Genomic DNA, 19,022 nt, shown 5'->3' with positions numbered 1-19,022 from the left:
CGCGCCCTAGTCGTCATGACGATGCTCCATCAGCCAGGCGGCCAGGGCGATGATGGCCGCCCAGGCGACGAACAGATAGAGCGCCAGCCACGACAGGCCTGTGGCTCCAGGGCGGTCGATCACCAGAATCAGCGGCGGTGAAAAGAGCAGCGCGGCAAGGACGATCAGCGCGACGAGCCGCTCGCCGAGACGCGGCGTTTTCATGCGCTGGCGTCTTCGCGGTCGAAGGCCCCGGCCTGAAGCTGCAGGGCGTCCTCGAGGGTGACGATGCCCCGGGCCTCCAGGCGTGGCAGCAGGGCGAGCCACAGCTTGGCGGTGAGCCGAGCGTCACCTAGCGCGGTGTGCCGCGCGCCTTCGGCAATGCTGAGGTCGAAGCGGCTGGCGAGGGTGTCCAGGTCGTGACCGTCGAGGCCGGAGTCGAGAGCCCGCGACAACAACAAGGTATCGAGTACCGGCATCGAAAAGGCCTCGCTGGCGCCAGGGGGCTGAATGGCCAGAAGGTCGAAGGCGGCATTGTGGGCGAGCAGCACGGCGTCACCGACATAGCGGCGAAAGCGCGGCAGGACCACATTGAGCGGAGGGGCGCCGGCGACGTCGGCGTCGGTCAGTCCATGGATGGCGGTACTGGCTGGTGGTATCGGCCGGCCTGGGTCGACCCGCTGATCGAAGGTATCATTGGCCAGTAGACGCGCATTGACGATGCGACAGGCACCGAGACTTACCACCGTGTCGTCGCGGCGCAATTCGAGGCCGGTGGTCTCGGTGTCGAAGGAGACGATCTCCAGTGCGCGAAGTGGCCTTACTGCCAATTCGGCATCGGGGGGGGGCAGGTCTGCGATGCCGAAGTCGTGGAACTCAGGGCGGGCGGGCTTGGCGGGAGGCGGTGCCCCGACCCGCTCCAGTGCCGGTAGTGGCAGGCGCAGGCGAGCGTGCTCGCCATCGCCGTCGGCCAGGCTCCAAAGCTCGCTGCCATGATGGTTAAGCATATCGCCAATGCTGGGGGCCAACGGTAGCGACGCCAGCCGCGTCTCCTGCCAATCGCTCAGCGCATGTTGAGCCAGCGGTACGCCGCGCCAGACCAGATCGAGATAGACCCGCTTGTTGCCCAGGCAGATCTCGCCCTCAAGGGGGAGCCGTTTCCGATCCGCCGGTAGTGCCTCGATTAGGTGCTGGATAAGTGTTTCGAGCATCGCCAGCAGCGCGCAAGCGTCGCCCTTGAGCCAGGCCGGCATGCCGATTGGCGTGACATGGCCGACGCCGCTACTGCCGGCGATACGCTCATTGAGCGTTTGCCAAAGATCGTTGGACCAGATCGGTACCAGCCGTTCGCCCTGTTGCTGCAGCTCATCCACGCACTGGCCGAACGCTTCGAGTTCCCTGCCCAGGGCGTCGCTCTCCTCACCGATTACCCTGGTCAGACGGCGGTGCAGCGCTGTATCGAGCGAGGCGTCGTCTAGACGAGTCAGCGCCTCGGCGGCGCTGGCAAGTCCTGCGCTGTGGCGGCGCAGGGCGGGGAGTCGCTTGGCCAGGGCTACCCGATTGCCCAGATCACCGGTCAGGCTCGCCGTGGTATCGGTCAGGGTCAGCAGCGTCTCGCCATCGCTTTGCGGCACTCGGCGCAGCACACAGCACAGCCAGCGATCATCGAAGGGTACCAACAGCTCGCGAGGAGCACCGTCGCTGGGTAGGCGCGCCAGGGCATCGGTCAGGCTCGCCGTATCGATAAGCGATTCCAGACGCTTGCCAAGCCCCAGGCAGGGATGGCCTTCGAACAGCGTCTCGGCGGCGTGATTGAACAGCAGCAGGCGGCGGTGTTGATCGCACAGCAACAGAGGAGTGTCGAGTACCTGCAGCAGCGACTCCAGCTCCAGGCGAATGCGTACTGCACTGCGGGCGCCTTCGGTATGGGCGGTGGCAAGCGCTCGGCGATCGGCGCGCCACGCCTCGCGCACGCGCACCAGGTCCGGGCCGAGCCCGCGTAGCCAGCCCTCCGGCGGGTAGTCGTCCCGGGCATCGGGGTTGGCCACCAGTCGCGCCAGCTGGACCTGCAGGTGGCGCAGCGGGGTGAAGAGCTGCCGTTCGAGCAGCAACCCGACCAGGAAGATGGTGCCACCCCCGGAAAAGCAGCCCAGCCACAGTGCCAGCCGAGCCAGCCCGGTGGGGTGAAACAGGCTGTCGAGCCATAGCGCGAAGGCCGCGCCGCCGAACAGACTGATGCCGCTTAACAGCAACCATAGCCCGAGCAGGCTCTGGCGCTTGGGCAAATGGCCGGGTTGATGCCGGGTGCCCATCAGCCGGCCTCGTCGAGTAGCGCCTGCACCTTGTCGACCAGCGCTTGGGTGGAGAAGGGCTTGGTGATGTAGTCGTCGGCGCCTAGCGCCAATCCCTTCTCGCGCTCGACCTCGCGACCATGGGCGGTGAGCATGATGATGGGCAGTTCGGCGTAGGCTGACTGCGCGCGCAGCCGCTCGAGGACCTCAAAGCCACTGATGCCCGGCAGGCTGATGTCCAGCAGCAGCAGGTCCGGCATGGCGTCGGCGACACTCTGCAGCGCACTCTCCCCATCGTCGGCGGTCACTACCTCGAAGCCGGCCTGCTGCATCAGGAACTCCAGCGAAAGCACGATATTGGGTTCGTCGTCGACGACCAGTACGCGAGCCATATCGGGCTCCTTGTTGAATCGGAAAGTTTGCCTGGCTCAACGATACGCAAAGCGGGCGCCGAACGACCCTATAAATTGGTCTAGGCTGAAAAAACGTCTCGATTCAGATCGACCGCCCTGCGTGGTTCGATCGCCGTCAGGGATGACAATCAACCGACATGGAGAGCTTCTCGCATGAGCGATTCTTCCGATGCCACCTTCGACCCGAGCCGCCGCCGTTTTCTGCAGGGGTCCGGTGGTGCCTTGTTGGCCATGGGTGCCGTGGGGCCCGCGATGGCTCAAAGCGCCGGCGATGCCGGCACCCAGGGTGCGGCGCTCTCTTCCGCCGAACTGGGAGGGGAGACCTTCGAACTGGGCAACGGTACACAGCCGCCGGAGGAGGTGAGCGCCGTCTCGCCCTCGGCACGCGGACGGCCAATGCCTGAGATCGAACAGCGCTATCCCGTCGAGCCGAAGCGCCGACTGGGATGGGCGGTGGTCGGTCTTGGGGACTTCGCCCTCAACCAGATACTGCCCGCCTTTGGCGAGTCGGAGCATTCGCGGCTGGTGGCACTGGTCAGTGGCGACCGGGACAAGGCCCAGCAGGTGGCGAGCCGCTACGGTGTCGACGAGGAGAATCTCTACGACTACGACAATTACGACAGCATGGCGGATAACGACGAGATCGATATCGTCTTCATCATCCTGCCGGTGAACATGCACGCCGAGTACACCATTCGTGCCGCCAAGGCTGGCAAGCATGTGCTATGCGAAAAGCCGATGGCGATGGATGAGCAGGAGTGTCAGGCGATGATAGACGCCTGTCGCGAGAACGATCGCCAACTGATGATCGCCTATCGAGAGCAGTACGAGCCCCATAACCTCGAGGCCATCCGCCAGATTCAGGACGGTGCCCTGGGCGAGCTACGCCTGATGACGCTCAATGCCGGCTCACCGGTCGACCCGGAGGAGCCGCGAGGCCAGTGGCGGCTCAGGAAGGAGATGGCCGGCGGCGGCTCGCTCTACGATATCGGCATCTACGCCTTGCAGGCCGCGCGCTACCTCTCCGGTGAGGAGCCCATCGAGGTGTCGGCAATGATCTCCAGCCCCGAGGATGACCCGCGCTTCGCCGAGGTGGAGGACTCGGTCACCTTCCAGCTGCGCTTCCCGAGCGGGCTGCTTGCCACCTGCACCTCCTCGTTCACCACTGCCCAGCACAACATGGCCAGCGTGTTCGGTACTGACGGCACGCTGACTCTCGAGCCGATGTCGGACTACTACCAGCATGAGCTGAGAATTCTTACCGATGAGGGAGAAAAGAGCCTCGATATCCAGGAGATCAGCCAGTTCGCCGCCGAGATGGATCATCTCTCCCAGGTGGTGCGCGAAGGAGGGTCACCCAAGACGCCTGGCGAGGAGGGCATGCAGGACATCCACCTGATGCGTGCAATCTACGCCTCCGCCACCTCGGGAAGGCCAGTGCGTATCGAGTCGGATTATCGTCGCTCCGCCGAGGAGCTGGTGCGCACCAGTGACGATCACGGTGGCTGAACGCCGACTTTCGAGAAACGCCAGTGTGGCGCGCCGCCCGGTGTCGCGTCATGCTGCCCGCTGAATTCCACTGCATGAGATGGCCATGATTCAGGTCCACCATCTGGAAAATTCCCGCTCCCAGCGGATCCTGTGGTTGCTCGAGGAGCTGGGCGTGGAGTATTCGCTGGTCGAATATCGGCGCGATCCCAAGACGATGCTGGCCCCGCCTGCGCTCGAGCAGGTCCATCCGCTTGGCAAGTCGCCGTTGATCGTCGATGACGAACGCGTGGTGGCGGAGTCGGGAGCGATCATCGAGTACCTCCTCGAGCGTTTCGATCATGGCACCCTGATGCCGCCGGCGGGCAGCGAGGAGCGGTTGCGGTACCGTTTCTGGTTGCACCACGCCGAGGGTTCGGCAATGCCCCCATTGGTGATGCGCCTGGTCTTCTCGCGTCTCGACAAGCCGCCGGTGCCGGGCGTGATACGCCCGATCGGCAAGCTGCTGGCGAAGGGCGTGATGAAGCAATTTCTCGACCCGCAGATACGCCAGCTCAAGGCTTTCTGGGAGAGCGAACTTGCGCGATCGAGCTGGTTTGCCGGCGAGCGCTTCAGTGCCGCCGACATCCAGATGAGCTTTCCCATACTGGCCCTGCAAGGGCGGGGAGGCCTCGACGGCGCGCCCCATCTGGCCGAGTTCATCGACCGCATCAGGCAACGCCCCGCCTACCAGCGGGCAACGGCCCGGGGCGGGGAACTTGGAGACCTATGAACAGCGGGTCGTCGCGCTGACAAGCGTTGCCCATGCGCATTCGACTTTCGGCCACATGCGCGTGATAACGCCTTATGGATAATGGTTTTCCTCACGCTTACCCCCCATGATGACGGGGTGGTCGTCATGCCGTACGTCAGGTGACCAAGGCTGATGATATTAAAAAAGAAGGAGCCGCTCAGATGAGTGCCATTATTCTACTGGTCGTTGGCCTGGTTGCCATGGCGCTTGGATACTTCCTGTACTCCAAGTTCATTGCCGAGAAAATATTTCGACTCGATCCCGACTTTAGAACGCCCGCGCATGAGTTCGAGGACGGGGTCGACTACGTGCCGACCAACCGCTTCGTGCTGTGGGGGCACCATTTCACCTCGGTGGCGGGCGCCGCGCCCATTGTCGGTCCTGCGATCGCCGTGATCTGGGGCTGGTTGCCGGCCTTTTTGTGGGTGGTGTTCGGCACCATCTTCTTCGCCGGGGTACACGATTCCGGCGCGATCTGGGCCAGCGTGCGCAACAAGGCCAAGTCGATCGGTGCGCTCACCGGCGACGTGGTCGGCACGCGGGCACGCAGCCTGTTCATGATCGTCATCTTCTTGGTCCTGCTGATGGTCAACGCGGTATTCGCGGTGGTCATCTCGGGTCTGATGATGAACTTCTCCACCGCCGTGGTACCGGTGTGGGGCGCGATTCTGGTGGCACTGGTGATCGGCCAGTTGATCTACCGCCGCATTCTCAGCCTGCCGGTGGTGTCGGTACTGGGCGTCATCGCCCTCTACGCCCTGATCTTCATCGGCCCCTCGGTACCGCTGCAGATGCCTGCCGAAATTGCCGGCATGTCCGGCAACGCCGTCTGGATTCTGCTGCTGTTCGGCTATGCCGCGGTCGCCTCGCTGCTGCCGGTGTGGGTGCTGCTGCAGCCGCGCGACTACATCAATGGCCTGCAGCTGTTCGTGGGGCTGCTGGTGCTGTATGGCGCCATCGTGTTCCTCAATCCGAACATGGTCGCTCCGATGTTCAACTCGAACGTGCCGGCCGGGACGCCCTCGCTGCTGCCGCTGCTGTTCGTAACCATCGCCTGCGGCGCAATCTCCGGCTTCCATGGCCTGGTCTCCTCCGGTACTACCTCCAAGCAGCTCAACAAGGAGCCCGATGCACGCTTCGTCGGCTACTTCGGTGCGGTGGGCGAGGGGATGCTGGCGCTGGCAGCGATCCTGGTGGCGACGGCCGGCTTCGCGAGCCTGGCCGACTGGCAGGCGATGTACACCGGCTTCGGCCAGGGTGGAGTCAACGCCTTCGTTCAGGGTGGCGCCTATATCATCCATAACGGCCTGGGGCTTCCGGAAGTGACGGCGGCAACCCTGCTGACGGTGATGGCAGCGCTGTTCGCCGGTACCACCATGGACACCGGCCTGCGCCTGCAGCGCTACATCTTCCAGGAGTGGGGTACCATCTATAACCTGAAGTGGATGACCAAGCCGGCGCCGGCCACCCTGCTTGCCGTGGGCTCCTGCCTGCTGCTGGCCTTCGGTGCGGGCGGTGCCGGCGGCACCGGTGGCATGCTCATCTGGCCGCTGTTCGGTACCACCAACCAGCTGCTGGCCGGCCTAACGCTGCTTGTGATCACGGTCATCCTGATGCGCCTCAAGCGGCCGCTCTGGTATACCCTGGTGCCGCTGTGCTTCCTGCTGGTGATGACGGTGCTGGCGTTGTTGACCCAGTTGCGCGGCTTCTATGAAGCGGGCAACTACTTCCTGCTGATTCTGGGCAGTGTCATCCTGATCGCGGCGATCCTGGTTTCGCTCGAGTGCGGTGCGGCGCTCAAGCGCCAGCGCCAGGAGATCGCCAATCAGGGTAAGTGACGCCTACCGAGGAGAACGTGATGCACGATGATCGTGACTCCGGTCATGATCCTCTCGAAAGGATACGGGCCTGGCTTAGCCAGGCCCGTTTCTTCGCCGAGGAGGTCTACTCGTCGCGCTACCGCGGGGCTATTGCCCGGGCGCGACGCGACGAGGACGACCTGTTCATGCTGCTGGTGTTTTCAGAAATGATGGGGGTGCCCAACCCCGCCGCCTACTACACGCTGGAGTTGCAACCGCTGCTGCTTGAGCGGTTCCATGATTGGCATCGGCGGATGGGGATGGAGCATTCGCCTCTGGACCATTTTCGCTGCTGCTAGATGGCAACGAAGGCCGGCTGAGCCGGCCTTCGCGTTGAAGAGGCTCTCATGAAGCAAATACTTGAACGCCGGCTGCTGTGGGTAGGCGGCAAAGGGGGCGTGGGCAAGACCACGGTGGCAGCATCGCTTGCCGTGCTCGCCGCGCGTCGCGGGCGCTGCGTGCTGGTGGTCTCCACCGACCCCGCGCACAGCCTGGGCGATGTGTTCGATCGCGAGCTCGGCGATGCGCCGACGCGGTTGTTGCCCAACCTGGATGCCATGGAGATCGATCCCGACATCGAGGTCGAGGCTCACCTGCGGCGTGTCACCGAGCAGATGCGCCGCTACGCTGCACCGGAGATGATGGCCGAGCTAGAGCGCCAGATGCGCCTGACCCGGCAGTCCCCCGGTACCCAGGAGGCGGCACTGTTGGAGCGCCTGGCACGGCTGATGACCGATGATGAGCTGCCCTATGACCTGATCATCTTCGATACCGCACCGACCGGTCATACGCTACGCCTGCTGACGCTACCCGAGGCGATGGCGGCCTGGACCGACGGCCTGCTGGCGCACAATCGCAAGTCCGAGGAGCTTGGCCGCGTGCTCAAGCACCTTACGCCCAAGAGCGGACGCGACGTGACCACGCCCTTTGACGATCCCGAACAGGAAGCCTTCAGCGACCTCGACGAGCGTACCCGCGACGTGGCGCAGACGCTGCTCAATCGTCGACGCCTCTTTCACCGTGCGAGGCGACGTATCGAAAATCCCGACGAGAGCAGTTTCCTATTCGTGATGACGCCGGAACGGCTACCGATCCTCGAAACGGTGCGTGCCGTCCAGGCGCTTGAAGCGGTAAAGATTCCGGTAGCGGGGACGCTGGTCAATCGGGTGATTCCGGAGGAGGCGGATGGCGAATTCCTGCGCGCGCGGCGCGAGCAGGAGGCTTCCTATCTGGCGCGCATCGACGGCGAGCTGGCGCACTTGCCACGACCACGCCTGGCGATGCTGCCGACCGATGTACAGGGTATCGAGGTACTCGACGAGCTTGCCGACCGTCTGGAGACACTCGGCTTCTAGTCGTCCGCGCTGCATTATCGGTTCAAGGACGGTTCAAGATCCGTTGGCGGAGCGCCTGCACGGCGCGTCCCAGCCACTCATGCAGTGCCTGGCTGCTGTGGCGCAGGTGATAGGCGCGGGGTAGCCAGGCATGCAGCCCTTGCCCCGGTTGGCTTGCAAACTCCGTCGGTGCCGGCATCACGTCGAGTCCGGTACGCTCGAACTCCGCCACGGCGCGGGGCAGGTGCCAGGATTGCGAGACCAGCACCACTCGGGTGATGCCATCGCTTGACAGCAGGTCGGCGCTGAAGCGGGCGTTCTCGGCAGTATTGCGGCTTTGGTCCTCCTCCCATTCGACCGCTACGTCGAATATCTCACGCAGCGCTGCCGCCATCAGGCTGGCCTCGCTGCTCGGCTCGTCATGCACGCGCCCGCCGCTGACCAGAATCGGCAATCCAGTGTCGCGATGCAGCTTCACGCCATAGGCCAGGCGCCGCCAGGTGGCATTGCTCGGGGCATCGCCCCAGTCGAATTCCACGGCACCGTAGTCGCGGCCTCCGCCGAGGATCACGATCGCCTCGGCCTCTTGCAGTTCGTCTGGCGTTGGCGGCAAGTAGTGCTCGAGCCCCTGGCGCAGGCCATGGCTGACCTGCGGTGTGGCGAGCAGCAGCAGGCTCATGAAGCCAAGCAGGATGAGCAGGAGGCCAAGCCCGCTGCGAACCGGCCACAGCAGCAAGCCGAGTACCACCAGCAGCACATTGACCAGCGGTGGCAATAACAGATATTTCAGCCACTCCATATCACGCCTCCTTTATCTACCACTCGTGCTGCCGTGAGTCGTCGGTATCCAGCACCTCCAGGCGCCGGGTCGGCCAGTGGACCACTGCAGTTCGCCGCAACATGCGTCGAGCCAGGCGCGGGTGTTCTCGCTGTATCACCTCGCAGGCAAAGTCCGAAAGGAAGCGCGACTTCAGCTCGGCCCGGGCACGGTCGACGCCGATATCCTGATAGGGCGTCGAGGCGAGCAGCATGAAACCGTCGTCGGGAATGCGCCCGGTGGCCATGTTCGAGGCAATGATCGTTGCCGCGGTACCGATGGGCCCGGAGAGGTCCGGGCTGTAGGGGCCGACGATCAGAGCGGTATTGGGTACGTGAAGGAAATCGAAGCCGCGTCCCACGCAGATCACCCATTCGCGGTGCTCGATGTCGAGCTCGCGGGCCACACCGCGCAGCGAGTCGACATGGTCGAGATTGCCGATCAGCAGGGGCAGCAGATCGCGACGAATGTCACCCGGCATGTCCTGGCACAGCGTGGCCAGCCTGCGGTCGAGGTCCGGTGCGTTGCCAGGCGCCAGGTCATTCATGTCGAGCGTAGCGTCGTCGTCTCCATGCACGATCAGCGCGTCGCTGTCGGTCTCGAAACCGCATACCAGCGGATAGACGTGGCGGTGATCGTGGCCGAAGAGAGTCTCCGCCTGGGCGCGTATCTGACGCGCGTGAGCCAGTGCGGCCAGGACATCGCAGCCGAAGCCGGCGCAGCCGCGCGCACGTTCGCCGCGCGAGAAGTGGTAGGTGATCAGCATCAGCACGCCATGACCGGCGCGGGTCGCTTCGCTCACGCTGTCGGTGAGCATCTCGCCGAGATAGGGCCAGCCGAGATGGAAGATGCCGCCAAGATTGCGAAACGGACGAATGATCCCCAGCGGCGTGCGCGTGGCATGGGGGATATGGATACGGCCATCCATGCACTTCATGACCACGATGCGGGTGGGGTGGTTGGCCAGGTAGCGCTCCCGGGCGAGGCATGCCGTGGGACTCGAGTAGGTCTGCGAGTGCTGGCGCGAGAGTGCCATCAGCCACTCCAGGCGCTCGTCGATGGGACGATCGTGTATGTGCATGGCAAGTTCCCATCTTGTTGTTATGAGCGGTTATCCTGCCATGTCCGCCGTCCGGAGGAAACGCTAGGCGATCTCGGTCTTGTCCTTGTACTCGCAGAGATCCTCGATCAGGCAGCTGCCGCAACGTGGCTTGCGCGCCACGCAGGTGTAGCGGCCGTGCAGGATCAGCCAGTGGTGGGCATCTTGGCGAAACTCCCGTGGCACGTGGCGCATCAGCTTCTTCTCCACCTCGATCACATCCTTGCCCGGGGCGATGCGGGTGCGGTTCGAGACCCGGAAGATGTGGGTGTCCACGGCGATGGTCGGTTGGCCGAAGGCCGTGTTGAGGATCACGTTGGCGGTCTTGCGGCCCACTCCGGGCAGCGACTCGAGGGCAGCGCGGGTCTGAGGCACCTCGCCGTTGTACTGCTCGACCAGGATCCGACAGGTCTTCATCAGGTTCTCGGCCTTGGTATTGTACAGGCCGATGGTCCTGATGTGCTCCTTGAGCCCGTCGATGCCCAGATCGATGATCGCCTGAGGGGTATTGGCCACGGGATAGAGCCGGGCGGTGGCCTTGTTGACCCCCACGTCGGTGGCCTGGGCGGAGAGCAGAACCGCCGCCAGCAGCTCGAATGGGCTGCTCCAGCGCAGTTCGGTGGTGGGCTCGGGCATGTGCTCGCGCAGCCGGGCGAAGATCTCATGGCGTTTGTGGGTGTTCATCGCGCTTCTCTCGTCGCTCTTCTCTATCGGATGGTACCGGTGACCCGCACGCGGCGGCTCTGCCTGGGCTGATCGCCGTGCCGGGCCTGGTGGCGCTGCGCCAGATGATCGTCGATGACGTTCTTCAGGGCGATCAGCAGCCCGGCGGCAAAAAATGCACCGGGAGGCAGCACCAGGAACAGGAGCTCGTAGTTGGCAAACAAGGTGAGTTGCCAGTCGGCAGTCGCCGGCCCCAGCAGCAGGTCCAGATTGGCCAGCAGCGTGCCCTGGCCGAACAGCTCGCGCAGCGCGCCAAGCAGCACCAGCACCAGGGCGAAGCCGAGTCCCATCATCAGGCCGTCGGTGGCGGCGGGGAGGGGTGGATGCTTCGAGGCGAAGGCGTCGGCGCGGCCCAGAATCGCACAGTTGGTGACGATCAGGGGAATGAAGATGCCCAATATCTGGTGCAGCTCGTAGGTATAGGCGGCCATCAGCAGGTCGGCACAGGTGACGAAGGCGGCAATGATCATCACGAAGGCCGGCAGGCGAATATGATCGGGGACATGATGGCGAATCAGCGATACCGACAGGTTGGAGCCGACCAGCACCAGCAGGGTGGCGAGACCGAGCCCCAGCGCATTGACCACGCTACTGGTCACTGCCAGCAGCGGGCACAGCCCCAGCAACTGCACGAGTGCCGGGTTGTTGCGCCACAGCCCATTGCGGGCGAGTTCGTTGAACTGGCTCATGAGTCGCTCTCAGCCTCCTCGCGCAGCAGGCGATGGCCATCGAAGGCGAACCACTGCAGGCTGTGGCGTACTGCCATGATCACCGCCTGAGGCGTGATGGTGGCCCCGGTGAAGCCGTCGAATTCGCCGCCGTCGCGGGCAAGCGACCACTCGGCGAGAGTGGGATTGTCCAACGAGCGGCCATCGAAACTGGTGATCCAGTCGCTCTTGCGCCGCTCGATCTTGTCGCCGAGCCCTGGCGTCTCCTGATGCCTCACCACGCGAACCGCACTGAGACGGCCGCTTTGATCGATTCCCAACAGCATGTCGATATCGCCGCTGTAGCCGCCATGGGCGATCACCGGCACGATCAGTGCCGCGTGCTCGCCGCGGCGAACCCGCCAGGCGGTAAATGGCTCACGTTGCCCCAGCGCACGGGTGGGGGGCAGGGTGAGGGTATTGTCGAGCAGCGCCGTCACCGATACGTCCTGCAGCTCCACAGGAAGCATCTCGCCAAGCAAGCGGTACTGGGCCGCATGGTAGTTGTCGGCGATGCGCTTCTCGGTCAGCGCTCGGGTGCCCGCCACCACCACGGCGGTGACGACGGCGAACAGCGCAAGCCCGAGTGTCCCACGCAGCATGGCACGGGCCATGCTGCGCGGGGGTTGAGATGAAGGCTTGGATGGCAGCCTGGGCGAGGAGGGGGCGCTCATCGTGGCATCTCCCGTTCGTCCTCGAGCGTGGTAGTGGCAATGCGCTGGGTCCTGGCCATCCGGCGTTCCCTGATGTGGCCCTGTACCCGGGGGCGGGTGTAGTAGTCGATGAAGGGCACGGCGAAGTTCATCAGCAGCACGGCGAAGGAGATGGCATCCGGGTAGCTGCCGGCGGTGCGGATCACCATTACCAGCACGCCGATACCGGCAGCGTAGATCAACTTGCCGCGTCGGCTGGCGGCGGCACTGACCGGGTCGGTGGCAATGAAGAAAGCAGCGAAGATTGTCCCACCGCCTAGCAGATGAAACAGCGGCGAGCCATACCGGCTGAGATCGATCATGTAGAGCAGCGTGGCGATCAGCATAATGGTCGAGAGCATCGTCAGCGGGATATGCCAGCTGATCAGCCGTCGATAGAACAGCAGCGCCCCCCCGGCCAGCCAGGCCAGCGCCGAGGCGCGACCGGCTTCCAGCGCGCCCTCCGGCAGCGGGTCGCTGGCCCAGAACTCATGAGCCATCGTCCCCTCGGGGCGGTACTTGAAGGCATCCAATGGAGTGGCGCCGCTGATCGCATCCAGGCTCTGCTGGCCTGTCAGGCCAGCGACCTGACGCAGCACGTCCAGTAACGAGAGCGCCTCGGAACCAAACAGGCCATGGGGGGCCATCCAGTGCGACATCGGTACCGGGAAGCTGATCAGCAGCAGGGCATAGCCGACCATGGCCGGATTGAAGGGGTTCTGTCCCAGCCCGCCGTATAGCTGCTTGGCCACCACAATGGCGGCCACCATGCCCACTGCGAGCAGCCACCAGCTCGAACCGGGCGGCAGTGAGATGCCAAGCAGCAGGCCAGTGACCAGTGCGCTGTTGTCGCGCAGAACCGTGCTTGGCGTGCGCCCGCGCAGCTTGAGTACGAGCGCTTCAAGCGCCACTCCCAGGCCCATCGCCAGCAGCACATTGGTCAATACCCCCCAGCCAAAGTACCAGGTCAGCGTGGCAGTCCCAGGTACGCTCGCGATCAGTACCCAGGCCATCGCAGCCGACGTCGAGGAGGGGCGGCGCGAGGAGACGGCGCTGGCATGCATCAGGCTCATGGCAAGGGCTCCTGCGTCTCGGACGTGGCCGCCTCGCGAAGGGTGGCCAGGCGCGCCTCAGTGGCGGCAAGGTGTTCCCTGGCCGTGGCCAGCTGTATCTCGAGATCGGCCAGCGCCTCGTCGCTATCGCCGGAGTGGCTGGCGCGTGCGAGCGCTTTTTCTGCCTTGCGCAGCGCCGCCTTGCTGGCGGCTTGGGCGATACGCAGCGACTTGAGCTCCTCCTGACCGGCCGCACTGTCGCTTTGCGCGTGAGGGGTTACGGCCGCGTCCTGCCGGCTCTCCTGGGTGACGGCGTGCATGCGCTGGGAGGTGCTGGCCCTGGCGCGTGCCTGACGTTTGGTCAACTTCTCCGCCTCCTCGCGGGCGATCCTGGCCTGGCGGAACTCGAAGCGGTGCCTGGCGTGTTCGGCCTGGCGCATGTCGTCGCGGTGGGCGCGTATCTCGCCCTTGGCGGCGCGGAAGTACTGCACCAGGGGAATGTGGCTGGAGCAGACATAGCTGCAGGCGCCGCACTCGATGCAGTCGAAGAGATTGAAGCGTTCGGCCTTGTCGTGCTCGCCGCCTTTCGAGTACCAGTAGAGCTGCTGGGGGAGCAGTCCCACCGGGCAGGCCTGTTCGCAGGCACCACAGCGGACGCAGGGCAGTTCGGCCGGTGGGGCAGGTAGCTCCTCGGCGGTGGCTGCGATCAGGCAGTTGGCGCTCTTGACCAGCGGCAAGCCGGTTTGCGGCAGGGGGAAGCCCATCATCGGACCGCCCATGATCAGCTGCTCGAGGCGTGACTCGCGAAGCCCGGCAAAGGTCAACAGCTCGTGCATGCAGGTACCCAGCCGCGCCTCGACATTGCCGGGGCTCGCCAGCGCTTCGCCGGTCAGCGTCACCACGCGCGAAATCATCGGCTGACCATCGCGCACGGCACGTATCGCCGCAAGCAGCGTACCGGGATTGTGGCACAGCACACCGACTTCGGCGGGCAGGCCGCCGCCCGGCACTTCACGGTCGAGCAGGCGCTTGATCAACTGGCGCTCGCCACCGCTTGGGTAGCGAGTCGGGATCGCCCTGATCTCGACGGGCAGAGCATCGCTCGAGGCGTCGCGCAACGCTCGCTTGAGCGCTTCGATCGCCTCGGGCTTGTTGTCCTCGATACCCACCAGGATACGCTGGGTACCGCTCAGGTGAGCGAGCAGTTGCGCCCCTTCCAGAACGTCATGCGGATAGGCGCGCAGGGTCAGATCGTCTGCAGTGATGTAGGGCTCGCACTCGGCGGCGTTGATCACCAGGGTGTCGATGAGATGATGCTGGCGTACGCGGGCCTTGACCTGGGTAGGAAAGCCCGCGCCACCCATGCCCACGATGCCGGAGCGATCCAGCCTGGCGAGTAGGGTCGCCTCATCGCAGTCGCGCCACTCAAGCGGGTCGAGGCGAATGCCGGGATCTTCTCGGTCGCCGGGCTGGGTCGCCTCGATCACGATACATGGCGTCCGCCCGCCGGAGGGGTGGGGTACCGGACGCGGCTCGATGGCGGTGACGGTGCCGGTGAGGCTTGCATGCACGTCCGCCGAGACCATCCCTTGGCGGATCGCCACACGCTCGCCAGCGCGTACCCGCTGGCCAAGCGCTACGCAGGGTTCGGCCGGTGCCCCGATATGCTGATTGAGCGGCAGGACCACCCGATGGGGAAGCGGTGCCTGAACGAGCGGTTGCTGGTTCGATAGTGTCTTGCGCTCGGGGGGGTAGATGCCACCGGGGAAATCGAAGGCATTAGCCATGATGCACCTCCGCTGTCCGACGATTGCGTGGGCTGCGGTCGCTTGCGATCACGCTTGGGCTGATCTGGGCCGCGAGTGGCAGGTGCCCGGGGCCTTTCGGCCGGGGCCACTGCCACTCATGCAGGCCAAGTTCACGGGGCCGCATCTCGATGCAATCCACTGGGCAGGGCTCCACACACAGATCGCAACCGGTGCACTCATCGATGATCACCGTATGCATCAGCTTGGCCGCGCCAAGAATGGCATCCACCGGGCACGCCTGGATGCATTTCGTGCAGCCGATGCACTCCGCCTCGCGGATATAGGCGACCTGGGGGAGATCCTGGCGATCGCCATCAAGGGGTGTGATCTCGCGCCCCAGCAGATCGGCCAGGGCGACGATAGTGGCTTCCCCGCCCGGTGGACACTTGTTGATCTCATCGCCCTGGCTGATCGCTTCGGCATAGGGGCGGCAGCCAGGGTAGCCACACTGACCGCATTGGGTTTGCGGCAGCAGGGAATCGATGCGCTCGACCACTGGATCGCCTTCCACCCGGAAGCGCTCGGCGGCAAATCCGAGTAGCGCTCCGAAGCCTGCCGCAAGACCGACCAGAGCCAGCACGGTGGCAACAATGGTGTTTTCGGCGATCAGATCGACGATCATTTGCAGTCAGGGTCTCCTTGAGGCTCTATGCCGATTCGTGATGGCGTTAGCGCTGGGCCAGCCCGGAAAATCCCATGAAGGCGAGCGACATGAGACTTGCGGTGATCATGGCGATGGCCGCACCGCGAAAGGGGCGTGGCACATCAGCCACTGCCAGGCGTTCGCGCATGGCGGCAAACAGCACCAGTACCAGCGAAAAGCCCAGTGCCGCACCGAAGCCGTATAGGGTGGCTTGCATGAAGCTGGATTGACGATTCAGCGACAACAGCGCCACGCCCAGCACCGCACAATTGGTGGTGATCAACGGCAGAAAGATACCGAGCACCTGATGCAGCAGTGGACTGGTCTTGCGCACCATCATTTCGGTGAACTGCACGACCGCTGCGATCACCACGATAAAGGCGATGATGCGTAGGTACTCGAGACCCAGCGGGGCCAGCAGATAGTGAAAGGTCAGGTAGCTTGCCACCGACGAGAGCGTCAGCACGAAGGTGGTTGCCATTGCCATGCCCACAGCCGATTCCAGCTTGCTGGACACGCCCATGAAGGGGCACAGGCCGAGAAACTGCACCAGCACAAAATTGTTGACCAATGCCGTACTGACAAGGATCAGGAAGTATTCGGTCATTGCGGGCCATTGCCGAGACGTTACGGGCTGCCTGAACGCTCAGGCGAGTGCGAGCAGCCACGCATTATACGCTTCCGGGCGGTGGCACGGATACCACATGCCGATGTCGATGGCTTGCCGAGGTGCGTTTGTTTGACGCACCTCAGCCCGTCGTGATGCGATTTCGGCACTGTAGAGCGCATGATCGGCGCGGCGCATCAGCATGGCCTGATCGAGTGCTTGTCCCGGCGTGGCGATGGCAGCTCCGACGCTGACGAACGGCTGCTCGAACGAGGTGGCATGAGGCAGCGCCAGGTCTTCCACGGGTTTTCCACCCACATATCGGAGAGCGGCCTGAGCATGGCGAGCCAGCCTGCCGGCGGTCCCTCATGGTGGCTTCGGTAGATGGGCGAGACGCCGACCATGGCCAGTTCGGGAAACGAGATCAACCAGGTATGGGGGCCTTCATCGAGCCGGGGATTCTCTGCTGTATCAAGCTGATCAGCGCGGACGCCCAGCCGCACGCCCCGATGATATCGGGACACGAAGTGAACAGATTCTCGGCATTGAATCCCACCACCCGGTGAGGGACGAGGTCGAGGTCCAGGAACACCCAAGAGGCAGACAGACGAAAAAGCGCGCAGTCCGACTGCGCGCTTTTGCTTCTAGCGATGTAAGCGAGGAGTTGTGTTATGTCACCCGCTGACCCGGCTCGGCACCCGAATGCGGCTCCAGCAGATAGATGCCATCATCATTGCCGGCGGCCAGCACCATGCCCTCGGAGAGGCCAAAGCGCATCTTGCGCGGCGCCAGGTTGGCGACCATCACCGTCAGGCGCCCCTCCAGCGCCTCGGGAGCGTAAGCCGAGCGGATGCCGGAGAACACCGTGCGCGTCTCGCCGCCCAAGTCAAGGGTGAGCTTGAGCAGCTTGTCGGCGCCCTCGACGTACTCCGCCTTGGCGATGCGTGCGACGCGCAGATCGACCTTGATGAAGTCGTCGAAGGCGATCTCATCAGCGATCGGCGCCTCGGCCAGCGGCCCCTTGGGGGCGTCCTTGAGTTTCTGCTCTTCCACCAGATCCTCCTTCGAGGCCTCGATCATGGCCTCGATGCGGTCGCGCTCGATGCGCGTCATCAGCGGTTTGAACTTGGCGATCCCATGGCCGAGCAGTACCTCTTGGCGGGTGTGCCAGGCGAGGCTGTCGAGCGTGAGGAAAAGGCGTGCCTCTTCAGCCATCTTGGGCACCACCGGCGCTAGATAGACCATCAGCTGGCGGAACAGGTTGATGCCTACCGAGCAGATATCGAGCACCTCCTGCTCACGGCCCTCCTGCTTGGCGAGTGCCCAAGGCGCCTTGTCAGCGATGTAGGTATTGGCTTCGTCGGCGAGCTCCATCACCTTGCGCATGGCGCGACCGAACTCGCGAGCCTCGAAGTCGTCGGCGATCTCGTCACCGGCAGCGATGAAGCGTGCCACCAGCTCGGGCTCGGCACAGTGCAGAGAGAGCCTGCCATTGCCGAGCTTGTTGACGAAGCCGGCGCAGCGGCTGGCGATATTCACCACCTTGCCGACCAGGTCTGAGTTTACCCGCGCAGCGAAATCCTCGAGATTGAGATCGAGATCGTCGACCTTTGATGTGAGCTTGGCGGCGAAATAGTAGCGCAGATACTCCGGATTCAGGTGCTCAGCGTAGGTCTCGGCCTTGATGAAGGTACCGCGCGACTTGGACATCTTGGCGCCATTGACGGTGACGAAACCGTGGCAGTTGACGCCGGTGGGCGTGCGCATGCCCGCGCCTTCGAGCATCGCCGGCCAGAACAGCGCATGGAAGTAGACGATGTCCTTGCCGATGAAGTGGTACACCTCGGCATCGGAATCCTTTCTCCAGAAGGCGTCGAAGTCGATCCCTTCGCGATCACAGAGGTTCTGGAAGCTTGCCAGGTAGCCGATCGGCGCATCGAGCCAGACATAGAAGTACTTGCCCGGAGCATCGGGGATCTCGAAGCCGAAGTAGGGCGCGTCGCGGGAGATGTCCCACTCGTTGAGCCCCGCCTCGAACCACTCCTGCAGCTTGTTGGCGATCTGCGTCTGCACGCGGCCGCTGCGCGTCCACTGCTTGAGGAACTCCTCGAAATCGGGGAGCTTGAAGAAGTAGTGGGTGGAGCTCCTGACTTCCGGGGTGACGCCGGAGATCGCCGACACCGGGTCGATCAGTTCCGCCGGTGTATAGGTGGCGCCGCACGCTTCGCAGTTGTCGCCATACTGGTCCGGCGTTCTGCACTTGGGACAGGTACCCTTGATGAAGCGGTCGGCCAGAAACAGGCCCTTGACCGGATCGTACATCTGCTCGATGTCCCGGGTACTGATGTGCCCGGCGTCGCGCAGTGCCTTGTAGATGCGCTCGCTATGGACGCGGTTCTCGTCGGAGTGGGTTGAATGATAGTTGTCGAAGGCGACGCCGAAGCGCGCAAAGTCCGCCTGGTGCTCCCGGGAGACCCGCTCGATCAGCTGCTCGGAGGTGATGCCCTCCATCTCGGCACGCAGCATGATTGCCGTGCCATGGGCATCGTCGGCACACACGTAATGGCACTCGTTGCCGCGGCTCTTCTGGAAGCGCACCCAGATATCGGTCTGGATGTACTCGAGCAGGTGACCCAGATGGATCGAGCCGTTGGCGTAGGGCAGGGCACTGGTGACCAGGATCTTGCGCTGGGCGCTTTCGCTATTCGACATGTCGG

Annotated in this window: 19 protein-coding genes; 5 read left to right on the top strand and 14 right to left on the bottom strand. The window is 64.2% G+C overall.

Features of this window, described 5'->3' with window-relative positions:
- Positions 1–6 precede the first annotated feature (6 nt).
- Genes HJD22_RS13340 through HJD22_RS13330 form a run of 3 tightly spaced genes read right to left on the bottom strand, consistent with a single transcriptional unit; the run spans position 7 to position 2,662 of the window.
- A complete protein-coding gene (locus HJD22_RS13340) occupies positions 7–204 on the bottom strand; it encodes a hypothetical protein (RefSeq protein WP_208653987.1) in 198 nt (65 codons plus the stop codon).
- Complete coding sequence (locus HJD22_RS13335; RefSeq protein ID WP_208653986.1) at positions 201–2,291, bottom strand: 3'-5' exonuclease; 2,091 nt, start codon at positions 2,289–2,291, stop codon at positions 201–203. The genes HJD22_RS13340 and HJD22_RS13335 overlap by 4 nt, the downstream gene beginning before the upstream one ends.
- Positions 2,291–2,662 carry a response regulator transcription factor gene (locus HJD22_RS13330; protein WP_208653985.1) on the bottom strand — a complete coding sequence of 124 codons (372 nt, stop codon included), beginning with the start codon at positions 2,660–2,662 and terminating at the stop codon, positions 2,291–2,293. Before HJD22_RS13330 ends, HJD22_RS13335 begins: the two co-directional genes overlap by 1 nt.
- A gap of 174 nt (positions 2,663–2,836) precedes the next feature.
- Here HJD22_RS13330 and HJD22_RS13325 point away from each other — a divergent pair, with 174 nt between their 5' ends.
- The 5 genes from HJD22_RS13325 (at position 2,837) to HJD22_RS13305 (ending at position 8,178) form a co-directional block, all read left to right on the top strand.
- Positions 2,837–4,192 (top strand): Gfo/Idh/MocA family protein, encoded by a 1,356-nt coding sequence (locus HJD22_RS13325; RefSeq protein ID WP_217267764.1) that lies wholly within the window; start codon positions 2,837–2,839, stop codon positions 4,190–4,192.
- Positions 4,193–4,277: 85 nt separating this feature from the next.
- Positions 4,278–4,943 carry a glutathione S-transferase family protein gene (locus tag HJD22_RS13320; protein ID WP_208653984.1) on the top strand — a complete coding sequence of 222 codons (666 nt, stop codon included), beginning with the start codon at positions 4,278–4,280 and terminating at the stop codon, positions 4,941–4,943.
- A 182-nt stretch (positions 4,944–5,125) separates the two neighbouring features.
- Positions 5,126–6,802, top strand: coding sequence for a carbon starvation protein A (locus HJD22_RS13315; protein WP_208653983.1), 1,677 nt, complete (start codon positions 5,126–5,128; stop codon positions 6,800–6,802).
- Between the two features lie 20 nt (positions 6,803–6,822).
- Positions 6,823–7,122: a cory-CC-star protein gene (locus HJD22_RS13310; protein WP_208653982.1), complete on the top strand. Its 300-nt coding sequence runs from the start codon at positions 6,823–6,825 to the stop codon at positions 7,120–7,122.
- A gap of 48 nt (positions 7,123–7,170) precedes the next feature.
- Positions 7,171–8,178: an ArsA family ATPase gene (locus HJD22_RS13305; RefSeq protein ID WP_208653981.1), complete on the top strand. Its 1,008-nt coding sequence runs from the start codon at positions 7,171–7,173 to the stop codon at positions 8,176–8,178.
- Between the two features lie 22 nt (positions 8,179–8,200).
- Here HJD22_RS13305 and HJD22_RS13300 read toward each other — a convergent pair whose 3' ends face one another.
- The 11 genes from HJD22_RS13300 to metG all read right to left on the bottom strand — a co-directional run bounded on the left by HJD22_RS13300 (position 8,201) and on the right by metG (position 19,017).
- Positions 8,201–8,956 (bottom strand): YdcF family protein, encoded by a 756-nt coding sequence (locus HJD22_RS13300; protein WP_208653980.1) that lies wholly within the window; start codon positions 8,954–8,956, stop codon positions 8,201–8,203.
- A 16-nt stretch (positions 8,957–8,972) separates the two neighbouring features.
- The gene (locus HJD22_RS13295) at positions 8,973–10,055 is read right to left on the bottom strand and encodes a hypothetical protein (protein WP_208653979.1); all 1,083 of its coding nucleotides are present in this window, start codon (positions 10,053–10,055) and stop codon (positions 8,973–8,975) included.
- Positions 10,056–10,118: 63 nt separating this feature from the next.
- Positions 10,119–10,757 carry an endonuclease III gene (gene nth / locus HJD22_RS13290; RefSeq protein WP_208653978.1) on the bottom strand — a complete coding sequence of 213 codons (639 nt, stop codon included), beginning with the start codon at positions 10,755–10,757 and terminating at the stop codon, positions 10,119–10,121.
- Positions 10,758–10,780: 23 nt separating this feature from the next.
- Positions 10,781–11,485, bottom strand: a complete 705-nt coding sequence (locus HJD22_RS13285; RefSeq protein ID WP_208653977.1) for an electron transport complex subunit E — start codon at positions 11,483–11,485, stop codon at positions 10,781–10,783.
- Positions 11,482–12,177, bottom strand: coding sequence for an RnfABCDGE type electron transport complex subunit G (locus HJD22_RS13280; RefSeq protein ID WP_248730254.1), 696 nt, complete (start codon positions 12,175–12,177; stop codon positions 11,482–11,484). Before HJD22_RS13280 ends, HJD22_RS13285 begins: the two co-directional genes overlap by 4 nt.
- Positions 12,174–13,268: an RnfABCDGE type electron transport complex subunit D gene (locus tag HJD22_RS13275; RefSeq protein WP_208653976.1), complete on the bottom strand. Its 1,095-nt coding sequence runs from the start codon at positions 13,266–13,268 to the stop codon at positions 12,174–12,176. The genes HJD22_RS13280 and HJD22_RS13275 overlap by 4 nt, the downstream gene beginning before the upstream one ends.
- The gene (gene rsxC / locus HJD22_RS13270; protein ID WP_208653975.1) at positions 13,265–15,034 is read right to left on the bottom strand and encodes an electron transport complex subunit RsxC; all 1,770 of its coding nucleotides are present in this window, start codon (positions 15,032–15,034) and stop codon (positions 13,265–13,267) included. Before rsxC ends, HJD22_RS13275 begins: the two co-directional genes overlap by 4 nt.
- The gene (rsxB, locus tag HJD22_RS13265; RefSeq protein ID WP_208653974.1) at positions 15,027–15,677 is read right to left on the bottom strand and encodes an electron transport complex subunit RsxB; all 651 of its coding nucleotides are present in this window, start codon (positions 15,675–15,677) and stop codon (positions 15,027–15,029) included. Before rsxB ends, rsxC begins: the two co-directional genes overlap by 8 nt.
- A gap of 46 nt (positions 15,678–15,723) precedes the next feature.
- Positions 15,724–16,305, bottom strand: a complete 582-nt coding sequence (rsxA, locus tag HJD22_RS13260) for an electron transport complex subunit RsxA (RefSeq protein ID WP_208653973.1) — start codon at positions 16,303–16,305, stop codon at positions 15,724–15,726.
- Positions 16,306–16,344: 39 nt separating this feature from the next.
- Positions 16,345–16,608 carry a hypothetical protein gene (locus HJD22_RS13255; protein WP_208653972.1) on the bottom strand — a complete coding sequence of 88 codons (264 nt, stop codon included), beginning with the start codon at positions 16,606–16,608 and terminating at the stop codon, positions 16,345–16,347.
- A 366-nt stretch (positions 16,609–16,974) separates the two neighbouring features.
- Positions 16,975–19,017 (bottom strand): methionine--tRNA ligase, encoded by a 2,043-nt coding sequence (metG, locus tag HJD22_RS13250; RefSeq protein ID WP_208653971.1) that lies wholly within the window; start codon positions 19,015–19,017, stop codon positions 16,975–16,977.
- Between the last annotated feature and the right edge of the window lie 5 nt (positions 19,018–19,022).

The sequence above is a fragment of the Halomonas sp. TA22 genome (genome assembly GCF_013009075.1).
Classification (GTDB): domain Bacteria; phylum Pseudomonadota; class Gammaproteobacteria; order Pseudomonadales; family Halomonadaceae; genus TA22.
This window is presented reverse-complemented; position numbering and strand designations above follow the sequence as displayed.

Excerpts from the sequence above, each read along its gene's own strand:
- HJD22_RS13320 (WP_208653984.1), top strand. The coding sequence starts at position 4,278 with ATGATTCAGGTCCACCATCTGGAAAATTCCCGCTCCCAGCGGATCCTG.
- HJD22_RS13335 (WP_208653986.1), bottom strand. The coding sequence starts at position 2,291 with ATGGGCACCCGGCATCAACCCGGCCATTTGCCCAAGCGCCAGAGCCTG.
- HJD22_RS13300 (WP_208653980.1), bottom strand. The coding sequence starts at position 8,956 with ATGGAGTGGCTGAAATATCTGTTATTGCCACCGCTGGTCAATGTGCTG.
- HJD22_RS13325 (WP_217267764.1), top strand. The coding sequence starts at position 2,837 with ATGAGCGATTCTTCCGATGCCACCTTCGACCCGAGCCGCCGCCGTTTT.
- HJD22_RS13310 (WP_208653982.1), top strand. The coding sequence starts at position 6,823 with ATGCACGATGATCGTGACTCCGGTCATGATCCTCTCGAAAGGATACGG.
- HJD22_RS13280 (WP_248730254.1), bottom strand. The coding sequence starts at position 12,177 with ATGAGCGCCCCCTCCTCGCCCAGGCTGCCATCCAAGCCTTCATCTCAA.
- HJD22_RS13330 (WP_208653985.1), bottom strand. The coding sequence starts at position 2,662 with ATGGCTCGCGTACTGGTCGTCGACGACGAACCCAATATCGTGCTTTCG.
- rsxA (WP_208653973.1), bottom strand. The coding sequence starts at position 16,305 with ATGACCGAATACTTCCTGATCCTTGTCAGTACGGCATTGGTCAACAAT.
- rsxC (WP_208653975.1), bottom strand. The coding sequence starts at position 15,034 with ATGGCTAATGCCTTCGATTTCCCCGGTGGCATCTACCCCCCCGAGCGC.
- HJD22_RS13315 (WP_208653983.1), top strand. The coding sequence starts at position 5,126 with ATGAGTGCCATTATTCTACTGGTCGTTGGCCTGGTTGCCATGGCGCTT.
- HJD22_RS13340 (WP_208653987.1), bottom strand. The coding sequence starts at position 204 with ATGAAAACGCCGCGTCTCGGCGAGCGGCTCGTCGCGCTGATCGTCCTT.
- metG (WP_208653971.1), bottom strand. The coding sequence starts at position 19,017 with ATGTCGAATAGCGAAAGCGCCCAGCGCAAGATCCTGGTCACCAGTGCC.
- HJD22_RS13305 (WP_208653981.1), top strand. The coding sequence starts at position 7,171 with ATGAAGCAAATACTTGAACGCCGGCTGCTGTGGGTAGGCGGCAAAGGG.
- HJD22_RS13285 (WP_208653977.1), bottom strand. The coding sequence starts at position 11,485 with ATGAGCCAGTTCAACGAACTCGCCCGCAATGGGCTGTGGCGCAACAAC.
- rsxB (WP_208653974.1), bottom strand. The coding sequence starts at position 15,677 with ATGATCGTCGATCTGATCGCCGAAAACACCATTGTTGCCACCGTGCTG.
- HJD22_RS13275 (WP_208653976.1), bottom strand. The coding sequence starts at position 13,268 with ATGAGCCTGATGCATGCCAGCGCCGTCTCCTCGCGCCGCCCCTCCTCG.
- HJD22_RS13295 (WP_208653979.1), bottom strand. The coding sequence starts at position 10,055 with ATGCACATACACGATCGTCCCATCGACGAGCGCCTGGAGTGGCTGATG.
- nth (WP_208653978.1), bottom strand. The coding sequence starts at position 10,757 with ATGAACACCCACAAACGCCATGAGATCTTCGCCCGGCTGCGCGAGCAC.